This is a genomic window from Pseudomonas sp. PDM13, assembly GCF_025685765.1.
Lineage (GTDB): Bacteria > Pseudomonadota > Gammaproteobacteria > Pseudomonadales > Pseudomonadaceae > Metapseudomonas > Metapseudomonas solani.
The window spans coordinates 78,497-100,962 of record NZ_JAOTQU010000011.1 but is presented as its reverse complement, the minus strand read 5'-3'; the positions used below and the strand labels follow the sequence as shown (position 1 = coordinate 100,962).

At 65.5% G+C, this 22,466-nt stretch carries 4 protein-coding genes; 1 reads left to right on the top strand and 3 read right to left on the bottom strand.

Features of this window, described 5'->3' with window-relative positions; all coding sequences use genetic code 11:
- Positions 1-74 precede the first annotated feature (74 nt).
- Genes OEJ36_RS13550 through OEJ36_RS13540 form a run of 3 tightly spaced genes read right to left on the bottom strand, consistent with a single transcriptional unit; the run spans position 75 to position 4,966 of the window.
- Positions 75-1,436 carry an HlyD family type I secretion periplasmic adaptor subunit gene (locus OEJ36_RS13550; protein ID WP_263401930.1) on the bottom strand — a complete coding sequence of 454 codons (1,362 nt, stop codon included), beginning with the start codon at positions 1,434-1,436 and terminating at the stop codon, positions 75-77.
- Positions 1,426-3,582 (bottom strand): type I secretion system permease/ATPase, encoded by a 2,157-nt coding sequence (locus OEJ36_RS13545; RefSeq protein WP_263401929.1) that lies wholly within the window; start codon positions 3,580-3,582, stop codon positions 1,426-1,428. The genes OEJ36_RS13550 and OEJ36_RS13545 overlap by 11 nt, the downstream gene beginning before the upstream one ends.
- A 34-nt stretch (positions 3,583-3,616) precedes the next feature.
- Entirely contained in the window at positions 3,617-4,966 is a 1,350-nt protein-coding gene (locus OEJ36_RS13540) for a TolC family outer membrane protein (RefSeq protein ID WP_263401928.1), read from the bottom strand.
- A 352-nt stretch (positions 4,967-5,318) separates the two neighbouring features.
- On the opposite strand from OEJ36_RS13540, the gene OEJ36_RS13535 reads away from it, so the two are divergent.
- Positions 5,319-22,331 (top strand): retention module-containing protein, encoded by a 17,013-nt coding sequence (locus tag OEJ36_RS13535; RefSeq protein ID WP_263401927.1) that lies wholly within the window; start codon positions 5,319-5,321, stop codon positions 22,329-22,331.
- The last annotated feature ends 135 nt before the right edge of the window (positions 22,332-22,466 follow it).

The following is a 22,466-nucleotide window of genomic DNA, read 5'->3' as shown; positions in this document are numbered from 1 at the left end:
GCTGTCCACTGGCGCGTGAAGGCGATGTGACGAAGCGATGAACGCCGTGCCGGGGGCGGCACGGCGTGGGGCCGTCAACGCTCGCGCAGGGCTTCGGCGCGGGCGCGGATGATGGGCTTGAGCAGGTAGCTGAGGATGCTCTTCTTGCCGGTCATGATGTCCACCGAGGCGACCATGCCGGGGATGATCAGCAGCGGCTTCTCATCGGTACCCAGGTGGCTTTTGCGGGTGCGCAGCTTGATCAGGTAGAAGCTGTTGCCTTCTTCGTCGGTGATGGTGTCCGCGCCGATCTGCTCCAGCTCGGCCTGCAGGCCGCCGTAGATGGTGTAGTCGTAGGCGGTGAACTTCACCATGGCCTTCTGCCCGGGGTGGAGGAAGGCGATGTCCTGGGGACGGATGCGCGCTTCCACCAGCAGGGTGTCGTCCAGCGGGACGATTTCCACCAGGTCGCTGCCCGGCTGGATCACGCCGCCGATGGTGTTGATCAGCAGTTGCTTGACGATGCCACGCACCGGTGAGGTGACCAGGGTGCGGTTGACCCGGTCTTCCAGCGCCTTGCCGGTGGCCTCGGCCTTGTTCAGGTCGGTGCGCGCCTCGTTGAGCTGGGTGAGCGCCTCGCTGCGGAAGCGCGAGCGGGTTTCGGCGATCTTCTGCTCCACTTCCTTGATCGCCGATTCGGCGCGGGGAATGGCCAGGTTGGTGGCGTCGAGCTGGCCACGGTTCTCCACCTCGGCGCGGCGCAGCCGCAGCACTTCGACCTTGGAGATGGCGCCGTCGGCCACCAGGGGTTCGGAGATGGCGATCTCCTGGCGCAGCAGTTCCAGGCTGTTGCGGTACTGGCCCTGCTTGGAGGCGAATTCGCGCAGTTCCTGCTGCTTCTGCACCAGTTGCTCTTCGAGGCCGGCGACCTCGTCGTGCAGCTGCTGCTGGCGGCTGCCGAACAGGGCTTCCTCGCTCTGCGCCTGGCCGGGGGCCTTGGCGCGCAGTTCTTCGCTGATGGCGAGCTCGCGGCCATCCACCTCGGCGCTCAGGCGCTCGACGCGCAGGGCCATGGCGACGCGGTCGGCATCGGTTTCGCCGACGTTGGACTGGAAGCGCGTGGCATCCAGGCGCAGCAGCGGGTCGCCGATCTCGACCACCTGGCCTTCGTGGACGAACATCTCGGAGATGATGCCGCCTTCGAGGTTGGAGATTTTCTGCAGCTTGGACGAGGGAATCGCCTTGCCATCGCCACGGGTGACTTCGTCGATCTCGGCGAAGTGCGCCCAGAAGCCGAGGAACAGGGTGAAACCGATCAGCGTCCAGATGGTCAGGCGCACCACACGGGGGGCGTCTTCGACCAGCGCCTTGCTGACTTCCGGCAGGGGCTGGCCGGAGAGGTCTTCGCGGCCTTTGAAATAGCCCAGCAACGATTGGCCCAGAGACTTACGCGACACTGATCTGCCCCTTTTTCAGCGCTTCCATCACGGCGTCCTTCGGACCGTCGGCGATGATCTGCCCTTTGTCGACGATCAGCAGGCGGTCCACCAGCGAGAGCATGGAGGCGCGGTGGGTGACCAGCAGCACGGTCTTGTTGGTGACCACCGCGTTGAGGCGCTGCTTGAGGCGTTCCTCGCCGGTGTTGTCCATGGAGCTGGTGGGCTCGTCGAGCAGCAGGATGGGCGGGTCGAGCAGCAGCGCGCGCGCCAGGGCGACGTTCTGTCGCTGGCCGCCGGAGAGGTTCTGCCCACGCTCGCCCACTTGCAACTCGTAGCCTTGCGGGTGCAGGCGGACGAACTCGTGGACGCCGGACAGCTCGGCGGCTTGCAGCACCAGCTCGTCCTCGACGTAGCGGGCACCGGACACCAGGTTGTCACGCAGGGTGCCGGCCAGCAGCTGGATGTCCTGGGGCACGTAGCCGATGTTGTGGCGCAGGTCGCTGACATCCAGCTGGCGCACGTCGACGCCGTCGATCAGCAGGCTGCCGGAATCGGCCTGGTAGAGGCCGACGATGAGCTTGGCCAGGGAGCTCTTGCCCGAGCCGCTACGACCGACGATGCCGATCTTCTCGCCGGGGCGGACGATCAGGTTGATGTTGTTCAGCGCCGGGGTCTGCTGGTTCGGGTAGGTGAAGTTCAGCTGGCGCATTTCGACGGCGCCCTGCAGGGTCTGGCGCGTCAGCGGGCGTTCGTCCTCGTGGCGTTCCTGGGGCAGCTCCATCATGTGGTTGACCGAGTGCATGGTCAGACGCGCCTGCTGGTAGCGGGTGATCAGGCCCGAGAGCTGGGTCATCGGGCCGAGGGCGCGACCGTTGAGCATGTAGCAGGCGATCAGGCCGCCCATGCTGAGCTCACCGGCGATGATCAGGTAGACGCCGGCGACGATCATCACCACGCCGGCCAGCTGCTGGATGAGCAGCGTGAGGTTGAGCGAGAGGCTGGAAAGCATCTTCACCCGCAGCTCGAGACGGCCGAGGGTGCCGATGGTCTGCTCCCAGAGGTACTGGCGCTCGCTTTCGGCGTTGTTGACCTTGACCGCGTCGAGGCCGGCCAGGGTTTCGATCAGGCTGGACTGGCGCTCGGCGGACAGCGCCATGGTGCGGTCCATGGTTTCCACCAGGGGCTTCTGCAGCAGCCAGCCGATGGTCATCGCGAGGACGAAGGCGACCACGGGGATCCACACCAGGTGGCCGCCGAGGATGCCGATCACCAGGAGGATCAGCAGGGTGAACGGCAGGTCGATCACGCTGGTCATGGTCAGCGAGGCGAGGAAGTCCCGCAGCGACTGGAATTCGTGGATGTTCTGGGCAAAGCTGCCGACCCGCGCCGGGCGGTTCTTCATGGCCATGCCGACGATGCGCTCGAACAGCGTGGCCGAGATGATCATGTCGGTCTTCTTGCCGGCAAGGTCGAGGCACAGCCCGCGCATGGTCTTGAGCAGCAGGTCGAACAGGTAGGCGCCGGAGATGCCGATGGCCAGCACCCAGAGGGTGGCGGCGGCCTGGTTGGGCACTACGCGGTCGTAGACGTTCATCACGAACAGCGGCGCGCCGAGGCCGATCAGGTTGATCAGCAGGCTGGCGGCCACTGCATCTATATAGAGCCAGCGGGAACGCTTGAGGGTGTCGCGGAACCAGTGGCTGACCCGGGGGATGAGGCTGCCGTGGTTGAGGTCGAACTTGTGCTGCGGCTGGGCGAAGAACGACTGGCCGCTGTAGTCCTCGGCCAGCAGTTCGCGCTTGACCCGCACCTCGCCGCCATCGCTTTCGCTGAGCAGCAGGCGCGCGTCGCCGTTTTCTTCCCAGGACAGCAACAGGGCACAGCGCCCTTCCTTGAGCAGCAGCAGGGCCGGCAAGGCGATCGCCGGGATCTGCTCCAGCTTGCGTTGCAGCACCCTCCCCTGCAGGCCCGCACGGGCTGCGGCACGGGGCAGCAGCTCGGGGGTCAGGCGTTGCCCGGGCAGCGGCAGGCCGGCGGTGAGCATGGCTCGGCTGGCCGGACGCTGATGCTGCAGGCAAAGGGAGAGCAGGCTGTCCAGGAGTGGATCGTCAAGCTGTCCGCGTGGATCGTGACTGAAGGGTACTCGGCTGACTTCTGGATCCACGCTTGGACACTCTTTCTCTAGGACGGGTGAAGGCTCAGTTCAGGCCCGGCAGGGTCGCCTCGGGCTTGAGTTCGGACTGGACGACGGAGGCCATCGGCGCAACCACGCCCTGGCTCTTGAGCAGTTCGCCAATGGTCGCCTTGATCCGGTACTGAGTAAACAGTTCGACGTAGCGAATTTCCACCAGGCGGCGGGACGCGGTGAACAGTTCGTTCTCGCTGTCCAGCAGGTCCAGCAGGGTGCGCTCACCGATGCTGAACTGCTTCTGGTAGGACTCGCGTACCCGGGTACTGTAGTCGACATATTGCTGGGCGATCGGGATTTGTTCGCGGGCGTTGGCCAGGGCGTTCATGGACAGGCCCAGGTCTTCGTTGAGCACGCGCAGGGCGTTGTTGCGGATGTCCAGCGCCTGGTTGATCTGGTAGGCCTTGGATTCCAGGTCGGCCTTGTTGCTGCCACCGGCGAACAGGTTGTAGCGCATGCGCAGCATGGCCTGCCATTCGTTGACGTGGCCGTTCTGGCCGTCCAGGTCGTTGTCGGCGCCACGGCTCAGCTCGGCATCGAAGCGCGGGTAGAAGAAGGACTTGGCCGCGTCGTACTGCTTCTCGGCAGCGGCTACGTCGGACTCGGCGGAACGCAGGATCGGGCTGTTGGCCAGCAGGGTCTGGCGGGCTTCGGCGATGTCGGTGGGCAGCTGGCCCGCCAGGCCGGCCGGCTCGCTCAGTTCGACCGGGTCGATGCCGACTACGCTATAGAAGTTGGTGCGGGCGTCAGCCAGGTTGGTCTGCTCGGTGATCAGGTTATTGCGGGCCTGGGCCAGGCGTGCTTCGGCCTGGTCCTGGTCGGCCAGGCGACCGACGCCACGGCTGCTGCGCAGGCTGATCTGGTCATAGATGCGCTGGTGGCTCTTCAGGTTGTTTTCCGCCAGGCGGACCATCTCCTGGCGCTGGATCACGTCGATGTAGACCTGGGCTGCGTCCAGGGCCGTTCTTTCCGACGTACCGAGCAGCGAGTAGGCACGGGAATTGACTGTGGCTTGCTGGCGGGCAACTTCGCTGGAGGTGGCGAAGCCGTCGAACACCATCTGTTGCAGGCGCAGCGACGATTCGCCACGGGTCATGGTCTTCCAGTGGTCGCCCTGCCCACGGGTGGTGGTGGTGTCGGAACCCTCGCGGCCGTAGCCGGCGAGCAGGTCGACTTTCGGCAGGTAACCGCCCTTGGCGGCCTTCAGTTGGTAATCGGCGGACATCCGGCTATTGATGCCGGCCTGGACTTCGGGGTGTACATCCAGTGCGCGCTGCATGGCTTCGGAAAGAGTCTGGGCATGAAGCGGAAGACTCGCGACAAGAGCGAAAGGCACGACACAAGCAAAACGCAGACGCATGGATTGGCATCCTTATCAGAGTGTTGGAGACAGTATTTTGAAGGCCGAAATCACCGTCATGAAATTGGCATCAACCTCGCTCTCGCGGAGCAGAAAACCGTGATCCAAGTCTCATTGAAAAATTCCGGACGGCCATCGAATATCAAAGTGACATTACGAAAACGATTGTTTAGGATGGATGCCAATTGGTCAATACATTGGCATAAACTTAATAGCAAAACGCGATAAGCCAATAAATTGACGACAAAAAAATACCACTTTTAAACAAGGGAATGCCTGCATCGAAACGGCTCTTCGCAAGAGCACCGAAGCAGCACGCCGAAGCTAGAGCCAAACCAGGAGAGTCACCCTCATGAGCAGTGTCGTTGCAATCGTCAAGAGCGTTGTCGGCCAAGTAGTTGCAGTCTCCCCGGAGGGTGTGCAGCGCCAGCTCATAGAGGGTGATCGCATCTTCCAGGGCGATCAGCTGATCACCGGCGCTGCGGGCATGGTGACCCTTGAACTGCCCAACGGCAAAATGCTCGACCTCGGCCGCGACACCCAGTGGAGCAGCGCCGAGCTCGCCCCCCAGGCCGCTGACGACAAGCCGGCCACCCAGGCGCCCAGCGCCGATGAGCTGCAGAAAGCCATCGCCGCCGGCGTCGACCCGACCCAAGCCTTCGAAGCCACCGCGGCTGGCGGCGCCCCTGCTGCGGGCGGTGCTGGCGGCACTGGCGCGGCCGGCGGCAGCCACAGCTTCGTGCTGCTGGACGCCACGGGCGAGCGCGTCGACCCCACCGTCGGTTTCAACACCGAAGGCCTGGCCTTCCAGGCCGCCGACGATGACGAAACCCAGGACCCGCTGCAGAACGTCGCCCCCGAGTTCGTCGACGGCTCCGGCAACCCCATCACCCGCTTCGACCTGACCACCGACGAAGACGTGCCGCTGAACGGCACCTTCACCAGCCGTGACGCCAACGGCGACCTTGTGACCTTTTCCGTCACCCGCGTACCGGCCAACGGCACCCTCGCCCTGAACCCGGACGGCACCTGGACCTATACCCCGGGCAAGGACTACAACGGCAGCGACAGCTTCGAAGTGACCGTGAGCGACAGCCGCGGCGCCTCCACCCCGCTGACCGTCAACGTCGGCATCAACCCGGTGAACGACGCCCCGGTCGCCAGCGGCACCTATGAAGCCAACGTCGATGACACCGCCGCCGCCGACACCTTCGCCGACATCAAGGGCCAGCTGACCGCCACCGACGTCGACGACACCGTGCTGACCTGGAGCGGCAGCGCCAAGGGCGCCTACGGCGAGCTCACCGTCAACGCCGATGGCAGCTACACCTATGTGGTCAATGCCGATGCCGTGAACGGCCTGGGCCTGGGCGAGAACGCCAGCGAGAACTTCACCGTCACCGTGAAGGACCCCTCCGGCGCCAGCGACACCCGCGTCATCACCATCAACTTCACCGGCACCAACGACACCCCGATCGCCACCGCCACCACCGCGGCCGTCACCGAAGACCAGAGCATCACCGGCAACCTGGTGGCCACCGACGCCGACAAGGGCGCGGTCCTCTCCTATGCAGTGGATGGCAAGGTCCCGGCCGGCTTCACCCTGAATGCCGACGGTTCCTGGACCTTCAATGCCGGCGACGCCGCCTACCAGTCCCTGGCCGAAGGCGAGACCACCACCGTCACCATCCAATACATCGTCACCGACGAGCACGGCGCCCAGGCCACCAACACCCTGACCGTGACCGTCACCGGAGTGAACGACCCGGCCAACCTCGGCACCGCCGATGTGCAGCTGACCGAAACCGACACCGCGCTGAGCACCGGCGGCACCCTGTCCATCAGCGATGTCGACAGCCCGAACACCTTCGTTGCCCAGAGCAACGTCGCCGGCACCTACGGCACCTTCAACATCGACGCCAACGGCAACTGGAGCTTCGTCGCCAACTCGGCCTTCAACGAGCTGAACGTCGGCCAGTCCTACAGCGAGTCCTTCAAGGTCGTCTCCGCCGACGGCACCGAGACCAGCGTCACCGTTACCATCAACGGCACCAACGACGCGGCCGTCCTCAGCAGCGCCAGCGTGGAGCTGGCCGAGACCAACGCCCCCGTCACCGCCAACGGCACCCTGACCATCAGCGACGTCGACAGCCCGAACACCTTCGTGGCGCAGAACAACGTCGCCGGCAACTACGGCACCTTCAGCATCGGCACCGACGGCAAGTGGACCTTCGTCGCCAACTCGGCCTTCAACGAGCTGAACGTCGGTGACAAGCGCACCGAAAGCTTCGAGGTCTCCGCTGCCGATGGCACCAAGACCAGCGTCACCATCACCATCAACGGCACCAACGATGCCCCGGTGGGCGTGGCCGACAAGATCACCCTGGATGAAGACACCACCGCCACCGGCAACGTGCTGAGCAACGACACCGACGTCGACAGCAGCAGCCTGACCGTCACCAAGTTCAGCCTGACCAACCTGCCCTTCGTCAGCTTCAAGGCCGGCGAGACCGCCGACCTGGTCATCGGCAAGCTGACCATCAAGGCCAACGGCGAATTCACCTTCGTGCCGGCCAAGGACTACAACGGCCCGGTGCCGTCCATCACCTACACCCTGAGCGATGGCAGCGCCACCAGCACCGCCACCCTCACCTTCGACATCACCCCGGTCAACGACGCCCCGGTCAACACCGTGCCCGGCGCCCAGAGCCTGAACGAAGACAGCAGCAAGAGCTTCAGCCTGTTGACCGGCAACAGCATCGCGGTCCGCGACATCGACGGCGACCAGCTGACCACCACCCTTTCCGTCGAACACGGCGCGCTGACCCTCGGCCCGCTGAGCGGCGGCGTGTCCTTCAGCGGCAACGGCACCGGCAGCATCACCCTGGTGGGCAGCCAGGCGGCCATCAACGCCGCCCTGCAGGGCCTGAAGTACGTTCCGGCCAAGGACTACAACGGCCAGGACACCCTGACCATCAACACCACCGACGGCAAGCTGAGCGACAGTGACAGCGTCACCCTCACCATCAAGCCGGTGAACGATGCGCCGGTGGCCACCCCGACCACCGATGCCACCACCGAAGACGCCCCGAGCATCGGCGGCAAGCTCGCCGCCACCGACGTTGATGGCGACACCCTGACCTACAGCGCCAAGGGCACCCTCCCCGGCGGCTTCACCCTGAACACCGATGGCACCTGGACCCTGGACCCGAGCCACGCCGACTACCAGCACCTGGCCGAAGGCAAGTCCACCACCCTGACCATCAACTTCACCGCCACCGACGGCAAGCTGTCCAGCAGCAGCACCCTGACCATCACCGTCACCGGCGTGAACGACAAGCCGACCATCACCGCCGCCACCGCTACCGCCACCGAAGGCAACGGCGAGATCAACGGCCAGATCGCCGCCAATGACGTCGACGATGGCGCGGTCCTCAGCTTCAGCACCGCCGCCAATATCGCCGGCCTGACCCTGGGCAGCGACGGCAAATGGACCTTCGACGCCAACAACGCCGCCTACGACTACCTCAAGGGTGGCGAGCAGCTGGTCATCAAGGTGCCGGTCACCGTTACCGACGAGCACGGCGCCAGCGCCGACAGCACCCTGACCATCACCCTCACCGGCACCAACGACGCGCCGGTGGCCAATGCCGTCAGCGCCTCGGGCAACGAAGACCAGGCCGCACGCATCCAGGTGAACCTGTCCGGCAGCGATGTCGACGGCACCGTCACCGGCTTCACCATCGGTTCCGTGCCCGCCAACGGCACCCTCTACGCCGGCGCCAACGGCGGTACCGCCCTGAAGGCCGGCGACAGCGTCACCGGCCCGGTGTACTTCGTCCCGGCCAAGGACTGGAACGGCACCACCACCTTCGAATACAGCGCCGTCGACAACAACGGTGCCGTCTCCGCCGACAAGGCCACCGCGACCATCACCGTCGCCCCGGTCAACGACCGCCCGGTCGGCGTCAACGACAGCGTCACCCTGAACGAAGACACCACCGCCACCGGCAACGTCCTGACCAACGACAAGGACGTGGACGGCGATACCCTGGTGGTCACCAAGTTCAACATCACCGGCTTCCCGCTCGTCAGCGCCAATGCCGGCGGCACCATCGACCTGCTGGGCACCGGCAAGCTGACCATCAAGGCCAACGGTGACTTCACCTTCGAGCCGGCCAAGGACTACAACGGCCCGGTCCCGAGCGTCACCTACACCCTGAGCGACGGCAGCCTCACCAGCACCGCCACCCTCAAATTCGACATCACCCCGGTCAACGATGCCCCGGTCAACAGCACCCCGGGCACCCAGACCCTGGCCGAGGACGGCAGCAAGGTCTTCAGCCTCTTCGGCAACAACAGCGTCAGCGTGAGCGATGTGGACGGCGACAAGCTGACCACCACCCTCAGCGTCGACCACGGCGTGCTGAGCCTCGGCCCGATCCTCGCCAACGGCCTGACCTTCAGCGGCAACGGCACCGGCAGCATCACCCTGTCCGGTAGCCAGGCCGCCATCAACGCCGCCCTGCAGGGCCTGAAGTACGTCCCCGCCGCCAACTACAACGGCCAGGACACCCTGACCATCAGCACCAGCGACGGCAAGCTGAGCGACACCGACAGCATCACCCTGAACATCACCCCGGTGAACGACGCCCCGGTGGCCAGCGCCAGCAGCGCCACCACCGTCGAAGACGCCCCGGCCATCGGCGGCAAGCTCGATGCCACCGACGTCGACGGCGACACCCTGACCTTCACCCTGAAGAACCCCGCACCGGACGGCTTCACCCTCAACCCGGACGGCACCTGGACCTTCGACCCGAGCAACAGCAGCTACCAGTACCTCGGCAAGGATGAAGTGCTGACCATCAAGGTCCCCTTCACCGCCACCGACGGCTCGCTGTCCAGCAGCAACACCCTGACCATCACCATTACCGGCGTGAACGATGTGCCGGTCGTCAGCGGCGCCATCACCTACGGCACCAACGAAGACGCCGCCGGCCACGTGATCGACCTGCTGGCCAAGGCCAGCGATGCCGACGCCAAGGACGTGCTCAGCGCCGTCGACATCAAGGAAACCAGCGGCAACGACACCGCCGGCGTCATCATCCAGGGCAACACCCTGGTGGTCGACCCGTCCAAGTACAACTACCTGGCCAAGGGCGAGAGCGTCGTCCTGACCTACGAATACCAGGTCAGCGACGGCAAGGGCGGCCTGGTCACCACCAGCGCCACCGTCACCATCGACGGCGTCAACGACGCGCCGGTGGTCAGCAGCGCCATCGCCGTGGACACCAACGAAGACAGCACCGGCTTCAACGTCGACCTGCTGGCCAACGCCAAGGACGTCGACCTCACCGACGTGCTGGGCATCAGCAACTTCAAGCAGGTCGGCACCCAGGACTCCACGGGCGTGACCCTCAGCGGCAACGGCCTGCAGGTCAACCCGAACGCCTACAACTACCTCGCCGCCGGCGAGAAGCTGGTGCTCACCTACAGCTACGACGTGGTCGACAACAACGGTGGCATCACCCCCACCACCGCCACCATCACCATCGAGGGCCGCAACGACGCCCCCGTGCTGGAAAGCACCGTACAGAGCGGCAGCATCACCGAGCGCGCCGACGGCGTGCCCGGCGAGAACGCCGGCAGCCTGACCGCCAGCGGCGACTTCGGCTTCAGCGACGCCGACCTGAGCAACACCCACACCGTGGGCACCCAGCTGGTCAGCGCGAAGGATGGCAGCGGCCAGGACGTCAACGTCCTCGGCAGCCTCAACGCCGCCATCAGCGACTCCGCCCAGGGCGACGGCCAGGGCTCCGTGCACTGGAACTACAGCGTCGCCGCCGGCGCGCTGGACTACCTCGGCGCCAACGAGACCGTGACCCTGGTCTACCGCGTCACCGTCACCGACAGCAGCGGCGCCCCGGTCTCCCGTGACGTCACCATCACCCTCACCGGCAGCAACGACGCCCCGGTGGTGAGCGGTGTCGCCACCACCCTGACCCACGAAGACGCATCCGCCTACAGCCTCGACCTGCTGCAGCACGCCTCCGACGAAGACGCCAACGACGTCCTCAGCGTCGGCAACGTCAAGCTGGTGGGTACCGGCGACGTGTCCGGCGTCAGCTTCGACGCCGCCAGCAACAGCCTGAAGATCGACCCGTCCAAGTACGACTACCTGGCCGTGGGCGAGAAGGTCGTCCTCAACTACAGCTACGAAGTCAGCGACGGCCATGGCGGCGTCACCAGCGCCAACGCCTCGGTCACCATCGAAGGCCGCAACGATGCTCCGGTGGTCACCGACACCAGCGTCACCGTCGACGAAGAAAGCACCGGCACCCCGCTGAACATCGCCGCCCCGACCGATGTCGACGTCAACGACACCCACGTCATCACCGTCACCGGCCTGCCCACCGTGGGCACCGTGACCCTGGCCAACGGCACCCCGGTGACCAACGGCCAGACCCTGACCAGCGCCGAACTGCAGGGCCTGAAGTACAACGGCCCGGCCGACTACAAGGCCGGCGACCCGGTTGGCGACTTCAAGTACAGCGTCAACGACGGCACCACCACCGTCGAAGGCAAGGTCACCCTGGGCGTCAACCCGATCAACGACGCGCCCGATGCCAATGACGACTTCGGCGTCATCGCCGGCCTCAAGGGCAACTACTACGCCTACCGTGAAGGCGTGGACGGCAACAACCTGGAGAACCTCGCGGGCGTCGCCGCCTTCATCGCCGGCCGCACCCCCAGCGCCACCTTCACCGCCACCGAGCTGAACTACGGCAATGGCGTGTCCACCGACCTGGGCAACGACCAGCAGCTGCAGAAATTCCTCGGCAACGATGCCGGCTCCCTGAACACCGACCCGGTGAACAGCTCCGACGCCATCATCCAGCTCACCGGGCAGATCAGCCTCGCCGCCGGCACCTACCAGTTCAAGGTCACCGCCGACGACGGCTACAGCATCGTCATCGACGGCAAGGTGGTCGCCGAATTCAACGGCAACCAGGGCCCGACCGCGCGCGAATCGGCCACCTTCACCATCACCGAGAGCGGTGCCCACAACATCCAGATCGTCTATTGGGACCAGGGCGGCCAGGCCCAGCTCAAGGTCGAACTGCGTCCGGAAGGCGGCAGCTACACCGTGGTCGGCGGCAGCCAGCTGAGCCAGGCCGGCAACGACGTACTGACCACCAACGAAGACCAGCCGCTGACCATCGAGCCCGCCACCCTGCTGGGCAACGACACCGACGTCGATGGCGACAGCCTCACCATCATCAGCGTCCAGGGCGCCAAGAACGGCACCGTGGAACTGGTCAACGGCAAGGTGGTGTTCACCCCTGCGCCCAACTTCAACGGCACCGGTTCCTTCACCTACACCGTGAGCGACGGCCATGGCGGCACCGATACCGCCACCGTCACCGTGGGCGTCAAGCCGGTGAACGATGCACCGGTGGTCGACAGCACCTCCCTCACCGTGGCGGAGGAAAGCGTCGGCACCAACCTGGGCCTGAAAGCCCCCACCGACGTGGACGGCAACCCGCTGACCATCAAGGTCACCGGCCTGCCGACCCTGGGCACCGTGACCCTGGCCGACGGCACCACCGTGACCAACGGCCAGAGCCTGACCAGCGCCCAGCTGCAAGGCCTGAAGTACAACGCCCCGGCCGACTACACCGCCGGCCAGGCCGTTGGCAACTTCACCTACAGCGTCAACGACGGCACCGCCACCGTGAACGGCCAGGTCACCCTGGGCGTCACCCCGGTGAATGACCTGCCGGTCGTCGACAGCACCAGCCTGACCGTCAACGAAGAAAGCGTCGGCACCGACCTGGGCCTCAAGGCCCCGACCGATGTCGATGGCGACAGCCTCACCATCACCGTCACCGGCCTGCCCACCGTGGGCACCGTGACCCTGGCCGACGGCACTGCCGTGACCAATGGCCAGAGCCTGACCAGCGCCCAGCTGCAAGGCCTGAAGTACAACGCGCCGGCCGACTACAGCGCCGGCCAGCCCGTGGGCAGCTTCACCTACAGCGTCAACGACGGCACCGCCACCGTCAGTGGCCAGGTCGCCCTGGGCGTGAATCCGGTGAACGACCTGCCGGTCGTCGACAGCACCAGCTTGACCGTCAACGAAGAAAGCGTCGGCACCGACCTGGGCCTCAAGGCCCCGACCGATGCCGATGGCGACAGCCTCACCATCACCGTGACCGGCCTGCCAACCCTGGGCAGCGTGACCCTGGCCGACGGCACCGCCCTCACCAATGGCCAGACCCTCACCAGCGCCCAGCTGCAAGGCCTGAAGTACAACGCCCCGGCCGACTACAACGCCGGCCAGGCCGTTGGCAGCTTCACCTACAGCGTCAACGATGGCACCGCCACCGTCAGCGGCCAGGTCGCCCTGGGCGTGAACCCGGTGAACGATGCGCCGGTGATGAACGACGCATTCGTCAACGTGGACGAAGACAGCAGCCTCACCAGCCAGCTGAACGCCACCGACGCCGACGGCGACACCCTGACCTACAGCCTCAAGTCCGGCACCAGCAACGGTACGCTGGTACTGGATACCGCCACCGGCGAGTACACCTACAAGCCCAACGCCAACTACAACGGCCCGGACTCCTTCACCGTCACCGTCAACGATGGCAAGGGCGGCGTGGTCGACGCCGTGGTGCGCATCACCGTCAACCCGATCAACGACGCACCGACCGCCAACCCGGCCAACCTGAGCGTTGCCGAAGACACCCCGGTGAGCGGCCAGGTGGATGCCCACGACGTCGACGGCGACACCCTCACCTACCGCATCGCCAGCGGCAACGGCCCGCAGAACGGCACCGTCACCCTCTACACCGACGGCAGCTACACCTACCGGCCGAACAAGGACTACAACGGGCCCGATGCCTTCACCGTCACCATCAGCGATGGCAAGGGCGGCACCACCACCAGCCTCATCAGCATCGACGTGACCCCGGTCAACGATGCACCGGTCACAGCTGACCAGGCCAAGGAAACCGACGAAGACCAGAGCGTCAGCGGCAAGATCGTCGCCACCGACGTGGAAGGCGACAAGCTGGCCTACGTCATCCAGTCCGGTGTCGACCACGGCTCGCTGCTGCTCAACACCGTCACCGGTGAGTACACCTACACGCCGAACAAGGACTACAACGGCAACGACACCTTCACCATTCGGGTCTATGACGCGAAAGGCGCCTACGCCGACTCCGTGGTGACCGTGAAGATCAACCCGGTCAACGACGCACCGGTGAGCAGCCCGTCCAGCATCAGCACCAACGAAGACACCCCGATCGACGGCCAGATCGTCGCCCGCGATGCCGATGGCGACGCCCTCACCTACAGCATCGCCAACGGCAACGGCCCGCAGCATGGCACCGTCACCCTCAACGCCGACGGCAGCTACACCTATCAGCCGGGCAAGGACTTCAACGGCAGCGACGCCTTCACCGTCACCATCGACGATGGCCACGGCGGCACCACCACCAGCCTGGTGAGCGTCACCGTCAAGCCGGTCAACGACGCCCCGGTCACCGCCGACCAGGCCAAGGAAACCGATGAAGACCAGAGCGTCAGCGGCAAGATCGTCGCCAGCGACGTGGACGGCGACAAGCTGACCTACGTCATCCAGGCCGGCGTCGACCACGGCTCCCTGCTGCTCAATACCGTCACCGGCGAGTACACCTACACGCCGAACAAGGACTTCAACGGCACCGACACCTTCACCATCCGGGTCTACGATCCGAAGCTCGGCTATGCCGACTCCGTGGTGTCCATCAAGGTCAACCCGGTCAACGATGCACCGACCAGCAGCCCGTCCAGCGTCAGCACCGACGAGGACACCCCGGTCGAAGGCAAGGTCATCGCCCGTGACGTCGACGGCGACACCCTCACCTACAGCATCGCCAACGGCAACGGCCCGCAGCACGGCACCGTCACCCTCAACGCCGACGGCACCTACACCTACCAGCCGGCCAAGGACTTCAACGGCAGCGATGCCTTCACCGTCACCATCGACGACGGCCACGGCGGCACCACCACCAGCCTGGTCAGCGTCACCGTCAAGCCGGTCAACGACGCTCCGGTAGCGCCCAACAGCACCGCCAGCGTGGACGAGGACGGCACCCTGATCAGCCGCATCACGGCCACCGATGCGGACGGCGACAGCCTCACCTACACCCTGAAGACCGGCACAGCCAACGGCACCCTGACCCTCAACCCGAGCACCGGCGAGTACACCTACAAGCCCAACGGCGACTACAACGGGCCGGACAGCTTTGTGGTCACCGTCAGCGACGGCAAGGGCGGCGTGGTCGACAGCGTGGTCAACATCACCGTCAACCCGGTCAACGATGCCCCGACCGCGGTCAACGACACCGCCAGCACCCTGGAAGACACCGCCGTCACCATCGACGTGCTGGCCAACGACCGCGACGTCGACGGCGACAGCCTGACCCTGACCGGCGCCAACGCGCAGCACGGCAGCGTCAGCATCGTCGACGGCAAGCTGGTCTACACCCCCACCGGCAACTACAGCGGTGCGGACACCATCACCTACACCGTCACCGATGGTAAGGGCGGCAACAGCACCGCCACCGTGCAGGTCGGCATCAAGGCCGTGGCCGATGCCCCGAACCTCGGCGCCCAGGCCCCGAGCGGCAACCCCGCGGCCACCGGCCTGCTGCAACAGAGCTGGAACAACCTGGCCCTGGGCAGCGGCGGCAACGGTGCCTCCCCGGCGACCCTGAAGAGCACCATCGACGCCGCCGGCACCCCCGCCAGCAGCGGCAACCTGGCCGATGCCCACATCGACAGCGTCAACGCCGGCGTGGCCAACAAGCTCTCCGGCCTGATCTACCTCGAAGCCGGCCAGACCTACACCTTCAGCGGCACGGGTGACGACAGCGTGCTCGTCTCCGTGGGCGGCACCACCGTGGCCAACGCCACCTGGGGCGGCTCCACTGGCCAGTTCAGCGGCAGCTACACCGCCCAGCAGAGCGGCTACTACACCCTGGACATCTACCAGCACAACCAGAGCGGCCCGGGCAACCTGGACGTCAACGTCAAGGTCGGCAACGGCCGGGTGCAGGACCTGTCCAGCGCCAACGTGCAGCTCTACACCAAGCCCAGCGACCTGGCCGGCAACGGCCTGCACCTGTCGGAACTGCATGGCAGCGACGGCAAGGGCTACTACCAGCTCTACAACGTCAACGAGGGTGACGAGGACAGCAGCATCCCGCTGTCGCGCCTGACCACCTCGCTGAACGACACCGACGGCTCGGAGAGCCTCTCCGTGGGCATCTCGCAGATCCCCGAGGGCGCCACCCTGACCGACGGCGTGAACAGCTTCACCGCCACCAGCGGCAGCACCAGCACAGACATCACCAGCTGGAACCTGGGCAACCTGAGCATCACCCCGCCGGCCAACTACAACGGCACCTTCGACCTGAAGGTCACCGCGACCGCAACCGAAGGCGCCAACGGCGACAAGGCCAGCACCAACCTGACCCTGCCGGTGACCGTGCATGCCGTGAATGACGCGCCCACCAGCGCCGACAACACCGTCAACACCAACGAAGACACCCCGCGTGGCTTCACCAGCGGCGACTTCGCCTTCCACGATGTCGACACCGGCGACAGCCTCAAGGCCATCCGCATCAACAGCCTGCCGGCCAGCGGCAGCCTGAGCCTGGGCAACGAAGCCGTTACCGTCGGCATGATCATCACCGCGGCGCAGATCGCCTCCCTGGTCTACACCCCGGCGGCCAATGCCAACGGCAACAACAGCTTCAGCTTCTCGGTACAGGACCAGAGCGGCGCCTTCTCCACGCCCAACACCATGACCATCCAGGTCGCGGCGGTGGACAGTGCTCCGGGCCTGGCCAACAGCACCGTGAGCTTCGCCGAGAACATCGCCTCCGGCACCACCATCGCCGACCTCAACGACCGTTTCACCGGCACCGACCAGGACCGTGACGGCGAGCCGCTGTTCTACAGCATCACCGGTGGCAACGACGCTGGCCTGTTCAGCATCAACTCCAGCACCGGCGTGATCACCCTCGCCAACGGCAAGACCCTGGACTACGAGACCGCCACCCAGCACCAGCTGCAGGTCAGCGCCACCGACGGCAAGACCCCGGTCACCGCCACCGTCACCATCGACGTCACCAACGTCAACGACAACGGCGTGGTCATCAGCGACAGCAATGCCGCCGATAACAAGGTCAACGAGAACGCCGCCAACGGCAGCACCGTCGGCCTGACCGTGAAGGGCGTGGACGGCGACGTCGGCGCGACCATCACCAAGTACGAGCTGACCGACAACGCCGGTGGCCGCTTCGCCATCGACGCCACCACCGGCGTGGTCACCGTCGCCGATGGCAGCAAACTCGACTACGAGGCCGCCACCAGCCACACCATCACCGTCAAGGTCACCAGCTCCGATGGCAGCACCAACACCCAGGTGTTCACCATCGACCTGAACAACCTCAACGACAACGGCATCACCATCACCGACATCAACACCGCGCCCAACCAGGTCAACGAAAACGCCTCCACCGGCACCCTCGTCGACCTGACCGTACGCGGCGTGGACGGCGACGCCGGTACTACCATCACCAAGTACGAGCTGACCGACAATGCTGGCGGCCGCTTCGCAATCGACGCCACCACTGGCGTGGTGAGCGTGGCCGATGGCAGCAAGCTCGACTACGAGTCCGCCACCAGCCACACCATCACCGTCAAGGTCACCAGCTCCGATGGCAGCACCAACACCCAGGTGTTCACCATCGATCTGAACAACCTCAACGACAACGGCGTGGTCATCAGCGACAGCAACGCAGCGGCCAACACCGTTGCCGAGAACGCCGCCAATGGCTCCACCGTTGGCCTGACTGCTCTGGGCGTGGACGGCGATGCCGGCACCACCATCACCAAGTACGAGCTGACCGATAACGCCGGTGGCCGCTTCGCGATCAACGCCACCACGGGCGTGGTGACCGTCGCTGACGGCAGCAAACTCGACTACGAGGCCGCCACCAGCCACAACATCACCGTCAAGGCCACCAGCTCCGATGGCAGCACCAATACCCAGGTGTTCACCATCAACCTGAGCAACGTCAACGACAACGGCGTGGTCATCACCGACAGCAACGCCGCCGCCAACACCGTTGCCGAAAACGCTGCCAACGGCTCCACCGTGGGCCTGACCGTACTGGGCACCGACGGAGACGCCGGCGCGACCATCACCAAGTACGAGCTAACCGACAACGCCGGTGGCCGCTTCGCGATCAATGCCACCACGGGCGTGGTGACCGTCGCTGACGGCAGCAAACTCGACTACGAGGCGGCTACCAGCCACGACATCACCGTCAAGGTGACCAGCTCCGACGGCAGCACCAATACCCAGGTGTTCACCATCAACCTGAGCAACGTCAACGACAACGGCGTGGTCATCAGCGACAGCAATGCAGCGGCCAACACCGTTGCCGAGAACGCCGCCAATGGCTCCACCGTCGGCCTGACTGCTCTGGGCGTGGACGGCGATGCCGGCACCACCATCACCAAGTACGAGCTGACCGACAATGCCGGCGGCCGCTTCGCGATCAATACCACCACCGGTGTGGTGACCGTGGCCGATGGCACCAAGCTCGACTACGAAGCCGCCACCAGCCACAACATCACCGTTAAGGTGACCAGCTCCGACGGCAGCACCAACACCCAGGTGTTCACCATCAACCTCACCAACGTCAACGACAACGGTGTGGTGATCAGCGACAGCAACGCAGCGGCCAACACCGTTGCCGAGAACGCTGCCAACGGTTCCACCGTGGGCCTGACCGTACTGGGCGTGGACGGCGATGCCGGCACCACCATCACCAAGTACGAGCTGACCAACGACGCCGGTGGCCGCTTCACCATCAACGCCACCACTGGCGTGGTGACCGTCGCCGATGGCACCAAGCTCGACTACGAGAGCGCCACCAGCCACGACATCACCGTCAAGGTGACCAGCTCCGATGGCAGCACCAACACCCAGGTGTTCACCATCAACCTGAGCAACGTCAACGACAACGGTGTAGTGATCACCGACAGCAACGCCGCGGCCAACCGCGTCGATGAGAACGCCGCCAACGGCAGCACTGTCGGCCTCACCGTACTGGGCACCGACGGTGACGCTGGCGCCACCATCACCAAGTACGAGCTGACCGACAACGCCGGTGGCCGCTTCGCGATCAACGCCACCACCGGTGTGGTCACCGTCGCCGATGGCACCAAGCTCGACTACGAGGCGGCTACCAGCCACGACATCACCGTCAAGGTCACCAGCTCCGATGGCAGCACCAATACCCAGGTGTTCACCATCAACCTGAACAACCTCAACGACAACGGCGTCACCCTCACCGACTCCGACGCGGCCACCAACACCGTCGCCGAGAACGCGGCCACCGGCACCCGCGTGGGCCTGACCGCCTTCGGTGTGGACGGCGACGCCGGCACCACCGTGACCTACTCGCTGACCGACAACGCCGGCGGCCGCTTCGCGATCAACGCCACCACCGGCATCGTCACCGTGGCCGACGGCAGCAAGCTCGACTTCGAGACCGCCACCAGCCACAACATCACCGTGCTGGCCACCAGCTCGGACGGCAGCACCAAGTCGGCGACCTACTCCATCGCCGTGACCAACGTCAACGAAGCCCCCGTGGTGGTCGCTGGCGCTGCGGTCACCGGCAACGAAGACACCAACTACGTCTTCACCTGGAGCGACTTCAAGGTCAGCGACGTGGACGCCAACAGCAGCCTGTCGATCAAGGTCGAGAGCCTGCCGGGCGAAGGCAAGCTGCAGGTCAAGGTGGGCAACACCTGGACCGATGTCAGCGCCAACACCACCGTCACCAAGTCGGTGATCGATGGCGGTGGTCTGCGCTTCGTGCCGGACAGCAACGAATCCGGTCACGACAGCTTCGGCAACACCGGTGTCGGCCTGAACAAGCAGACCTACGCCGAGTTCAAGTACAGCGGCAGCGACGGCTCCCTGAGCAGCGCCAGCAGCACCATGAGCATCGACATTACGCCGTCGGCCGATACGCCCACGCTCACCGTCAAGTCGGCGGCCGCTGCCAACCTGTTCACCACCACCTGGGAATCCGCGCCGGACAGCAACAGCACCTCCGAGTCGATACGCGCCACGACCCTCGAGAACTGGACCCTGGTCACCACCGGTGACAAGCGTTCGGGCGGCGACAACGTGTTCGAGGTCTGGGGTCACAACGACACCATGCAGAACCAGGCCGGCAACGATGTCACCATCAAGATGCAGGGCAGCGGCAACAACGACGCCCTGGAGCTGAACGACGCCGGCGGTAGCATGGCGCAGACCCTGGGTATCACCCGTAACGTCGCCACCGAAGTCGGCAAGGTCTACGAGCTGTCCCTGGACTATGCCGGCCGCCTCGGCTTCGACACCACCTACACCAAGATCGCCGTCTACCTCGGCAACACCCTGGTGGGCGAGTACGCCTCCACCAGCAGCCAGACCAGCCTGAACTGGGAGAACATCCACTTCAGCTTCGTCGGCACCGGCAGCACCGAGGCCCTGACCATCAAGCTGGCGGGCACTTCCACCAACGAGGCCGGTCGCGGCGCGCTGATCGACAACATCACCCTCTCCTCGTCCCAGGGCGTGGTGGCCGGCGATGGCGGCGTCAGCGGCAAGACCAGCATCGCCCTGGCCAACTACATCGGCGGCGCGCTGACCGACACCGACGGCTCCGAAAGCCTGAGCTACCAGCTGAGCAACCTGTCCAACGGTTCGACCATCGTCGTCGGCGGTACCACCCTCAGCGCGGTCAACGGCGTGTACACCCTCACCGCTGCCCAACTGGCCACCGCCAAGCTGCAGGTCTCCGGTGATGTGCGCGGCGACATCGGCCTGGACGTCAAGGCGGTCAGCACCGAGCCCAACGGCAGCACCGCCAGCACGGCCTCCCAGCACCTGACGCTGAACATCGTCGATGGCGGCGTGGAGCACACCAGCTACACCACCACTAGCACCACCATCAGCGACAGCGCCGGTACCGGCACCACCGGCCTGGGCAGCGGCCTGACCAGCGAGTACTGGGGCTACAGCGAGAACGGCAGCAGCCGGCCGAACCTCACCACCCTCAACCAGGTGGAGAACTACATCGAGGGTCGCCCCGGCAACAACAGCAGCCTGGTGGGCTCCAACGCCAACGCAGCCAACGGTTCGGTCAACGCCACCTTCATCGCCAACGTCATCGACTACGGCCTGAAGAACGGCAGCCCAGTGTTCAGCGACGACCTGGGTGACAACCGCAACGTCAGCAGCGGCACCACCATCGGTTCGTCCAGCAACAGCCAGAACAACCTGTACGACTTCCTCACGGCGGCCAGTACCGGCAACGTCTCCAACCTCAAGGCCGGTGGCGCAGGCCTGGGCGACACCAGCGATGCCATCATCCGCGCCCACGGCTTCATCGATGTCGCCAACGCCGGCACCTATGACATCCGTATCACCGCGGACGATGGCTACCGCCTGCTGATCGATGGCCAGGACGTCGCCAACGCCGACAAGATCCAGTCCACCACCACCGACACCTACCAGGGCATCAGCCTCACCGGCGGCCTGCAGGCGCTGGAACTGCTGTATTGGGACCAGGGCGGCTCCGCCACCCTGAAGATCGAGCTCAAGCCCAGCGGTAGCGCCGACTCGGCGTACAAGACCCTCGGCACCGGCGACTACCAGCTGCTTCAGGCCACCGTGCTGTCCAGCGGCCAGGAACTGGTGGAAACCAGCAACGGCTGGGTGGTCCACACCATCCAGACGGCCAACGGCACCGAAGCCAACGACCTGATCAACGGCAGCAAGTACTCCGACATCATCAATGGCGGCAACGGCCACGACGTGCTCTACGGCAACGCTGGCAACGACCTGCTCAACGGTGGTGACGGCAACGACCTGCTGATTGGCGGTATCGGTAACGACACCCTCACCGGTGGCGCAGGCGCGGACGTCTTCATGTGGAAGGCGGGCGATGTCGGCAACGACGTGATCAAGGACTTCAACGCCGCCCAGGGCGACCGCATCGACCTCAGCGACCTGCTGCCCGATGCCGCGCACTCCGGCAACCTCCTCGATTACCTCAAGGTCGACACCGCCACCAGCACCCTGCAGGTGAGCACCACCGGCAACGTCAACAGCGGCGCCGATGTGACCATCAAGCTCGAGGGCGTGGACCTGACCCAGTACGGTTCCACCTCCTCGCAGATCGTCAGCTCCCTGGTGGCCGGCTCCGACCCGCTGGTGAAGACCGAGCACCACTGATCCACCGACAACGCCCCTCCCCGCCCCCCTCCCCGTCGCCGTGAACCGGCGGCGGGGAGGCGGCCGGTTCGCTTTCCCCATGTTCCCCACGGGCCTGCGCGTGTAGATTGGCGCAGGTCTTTTCATGTCCTCAGA

What these genes read in the sequence shown, in the direction of transcription:
- OEJ36_RS13540 (WP_263401928.1), bottom strand. Translation starts at nt 4,966, where the DNA reads ATGCGTCTGCGTTTTGCTTGTGTCGTGCCTTTCGCTCTTGTCGCGAGT.
- OEJ36_RS13535 (WP_263401927.1), top strand. Translation starts at nt 5,319, where the DNA reads ATGAGCAGTGTCGTTGCAATCGTCAAGAGCGTTGTCGGCCAAGTAGTT.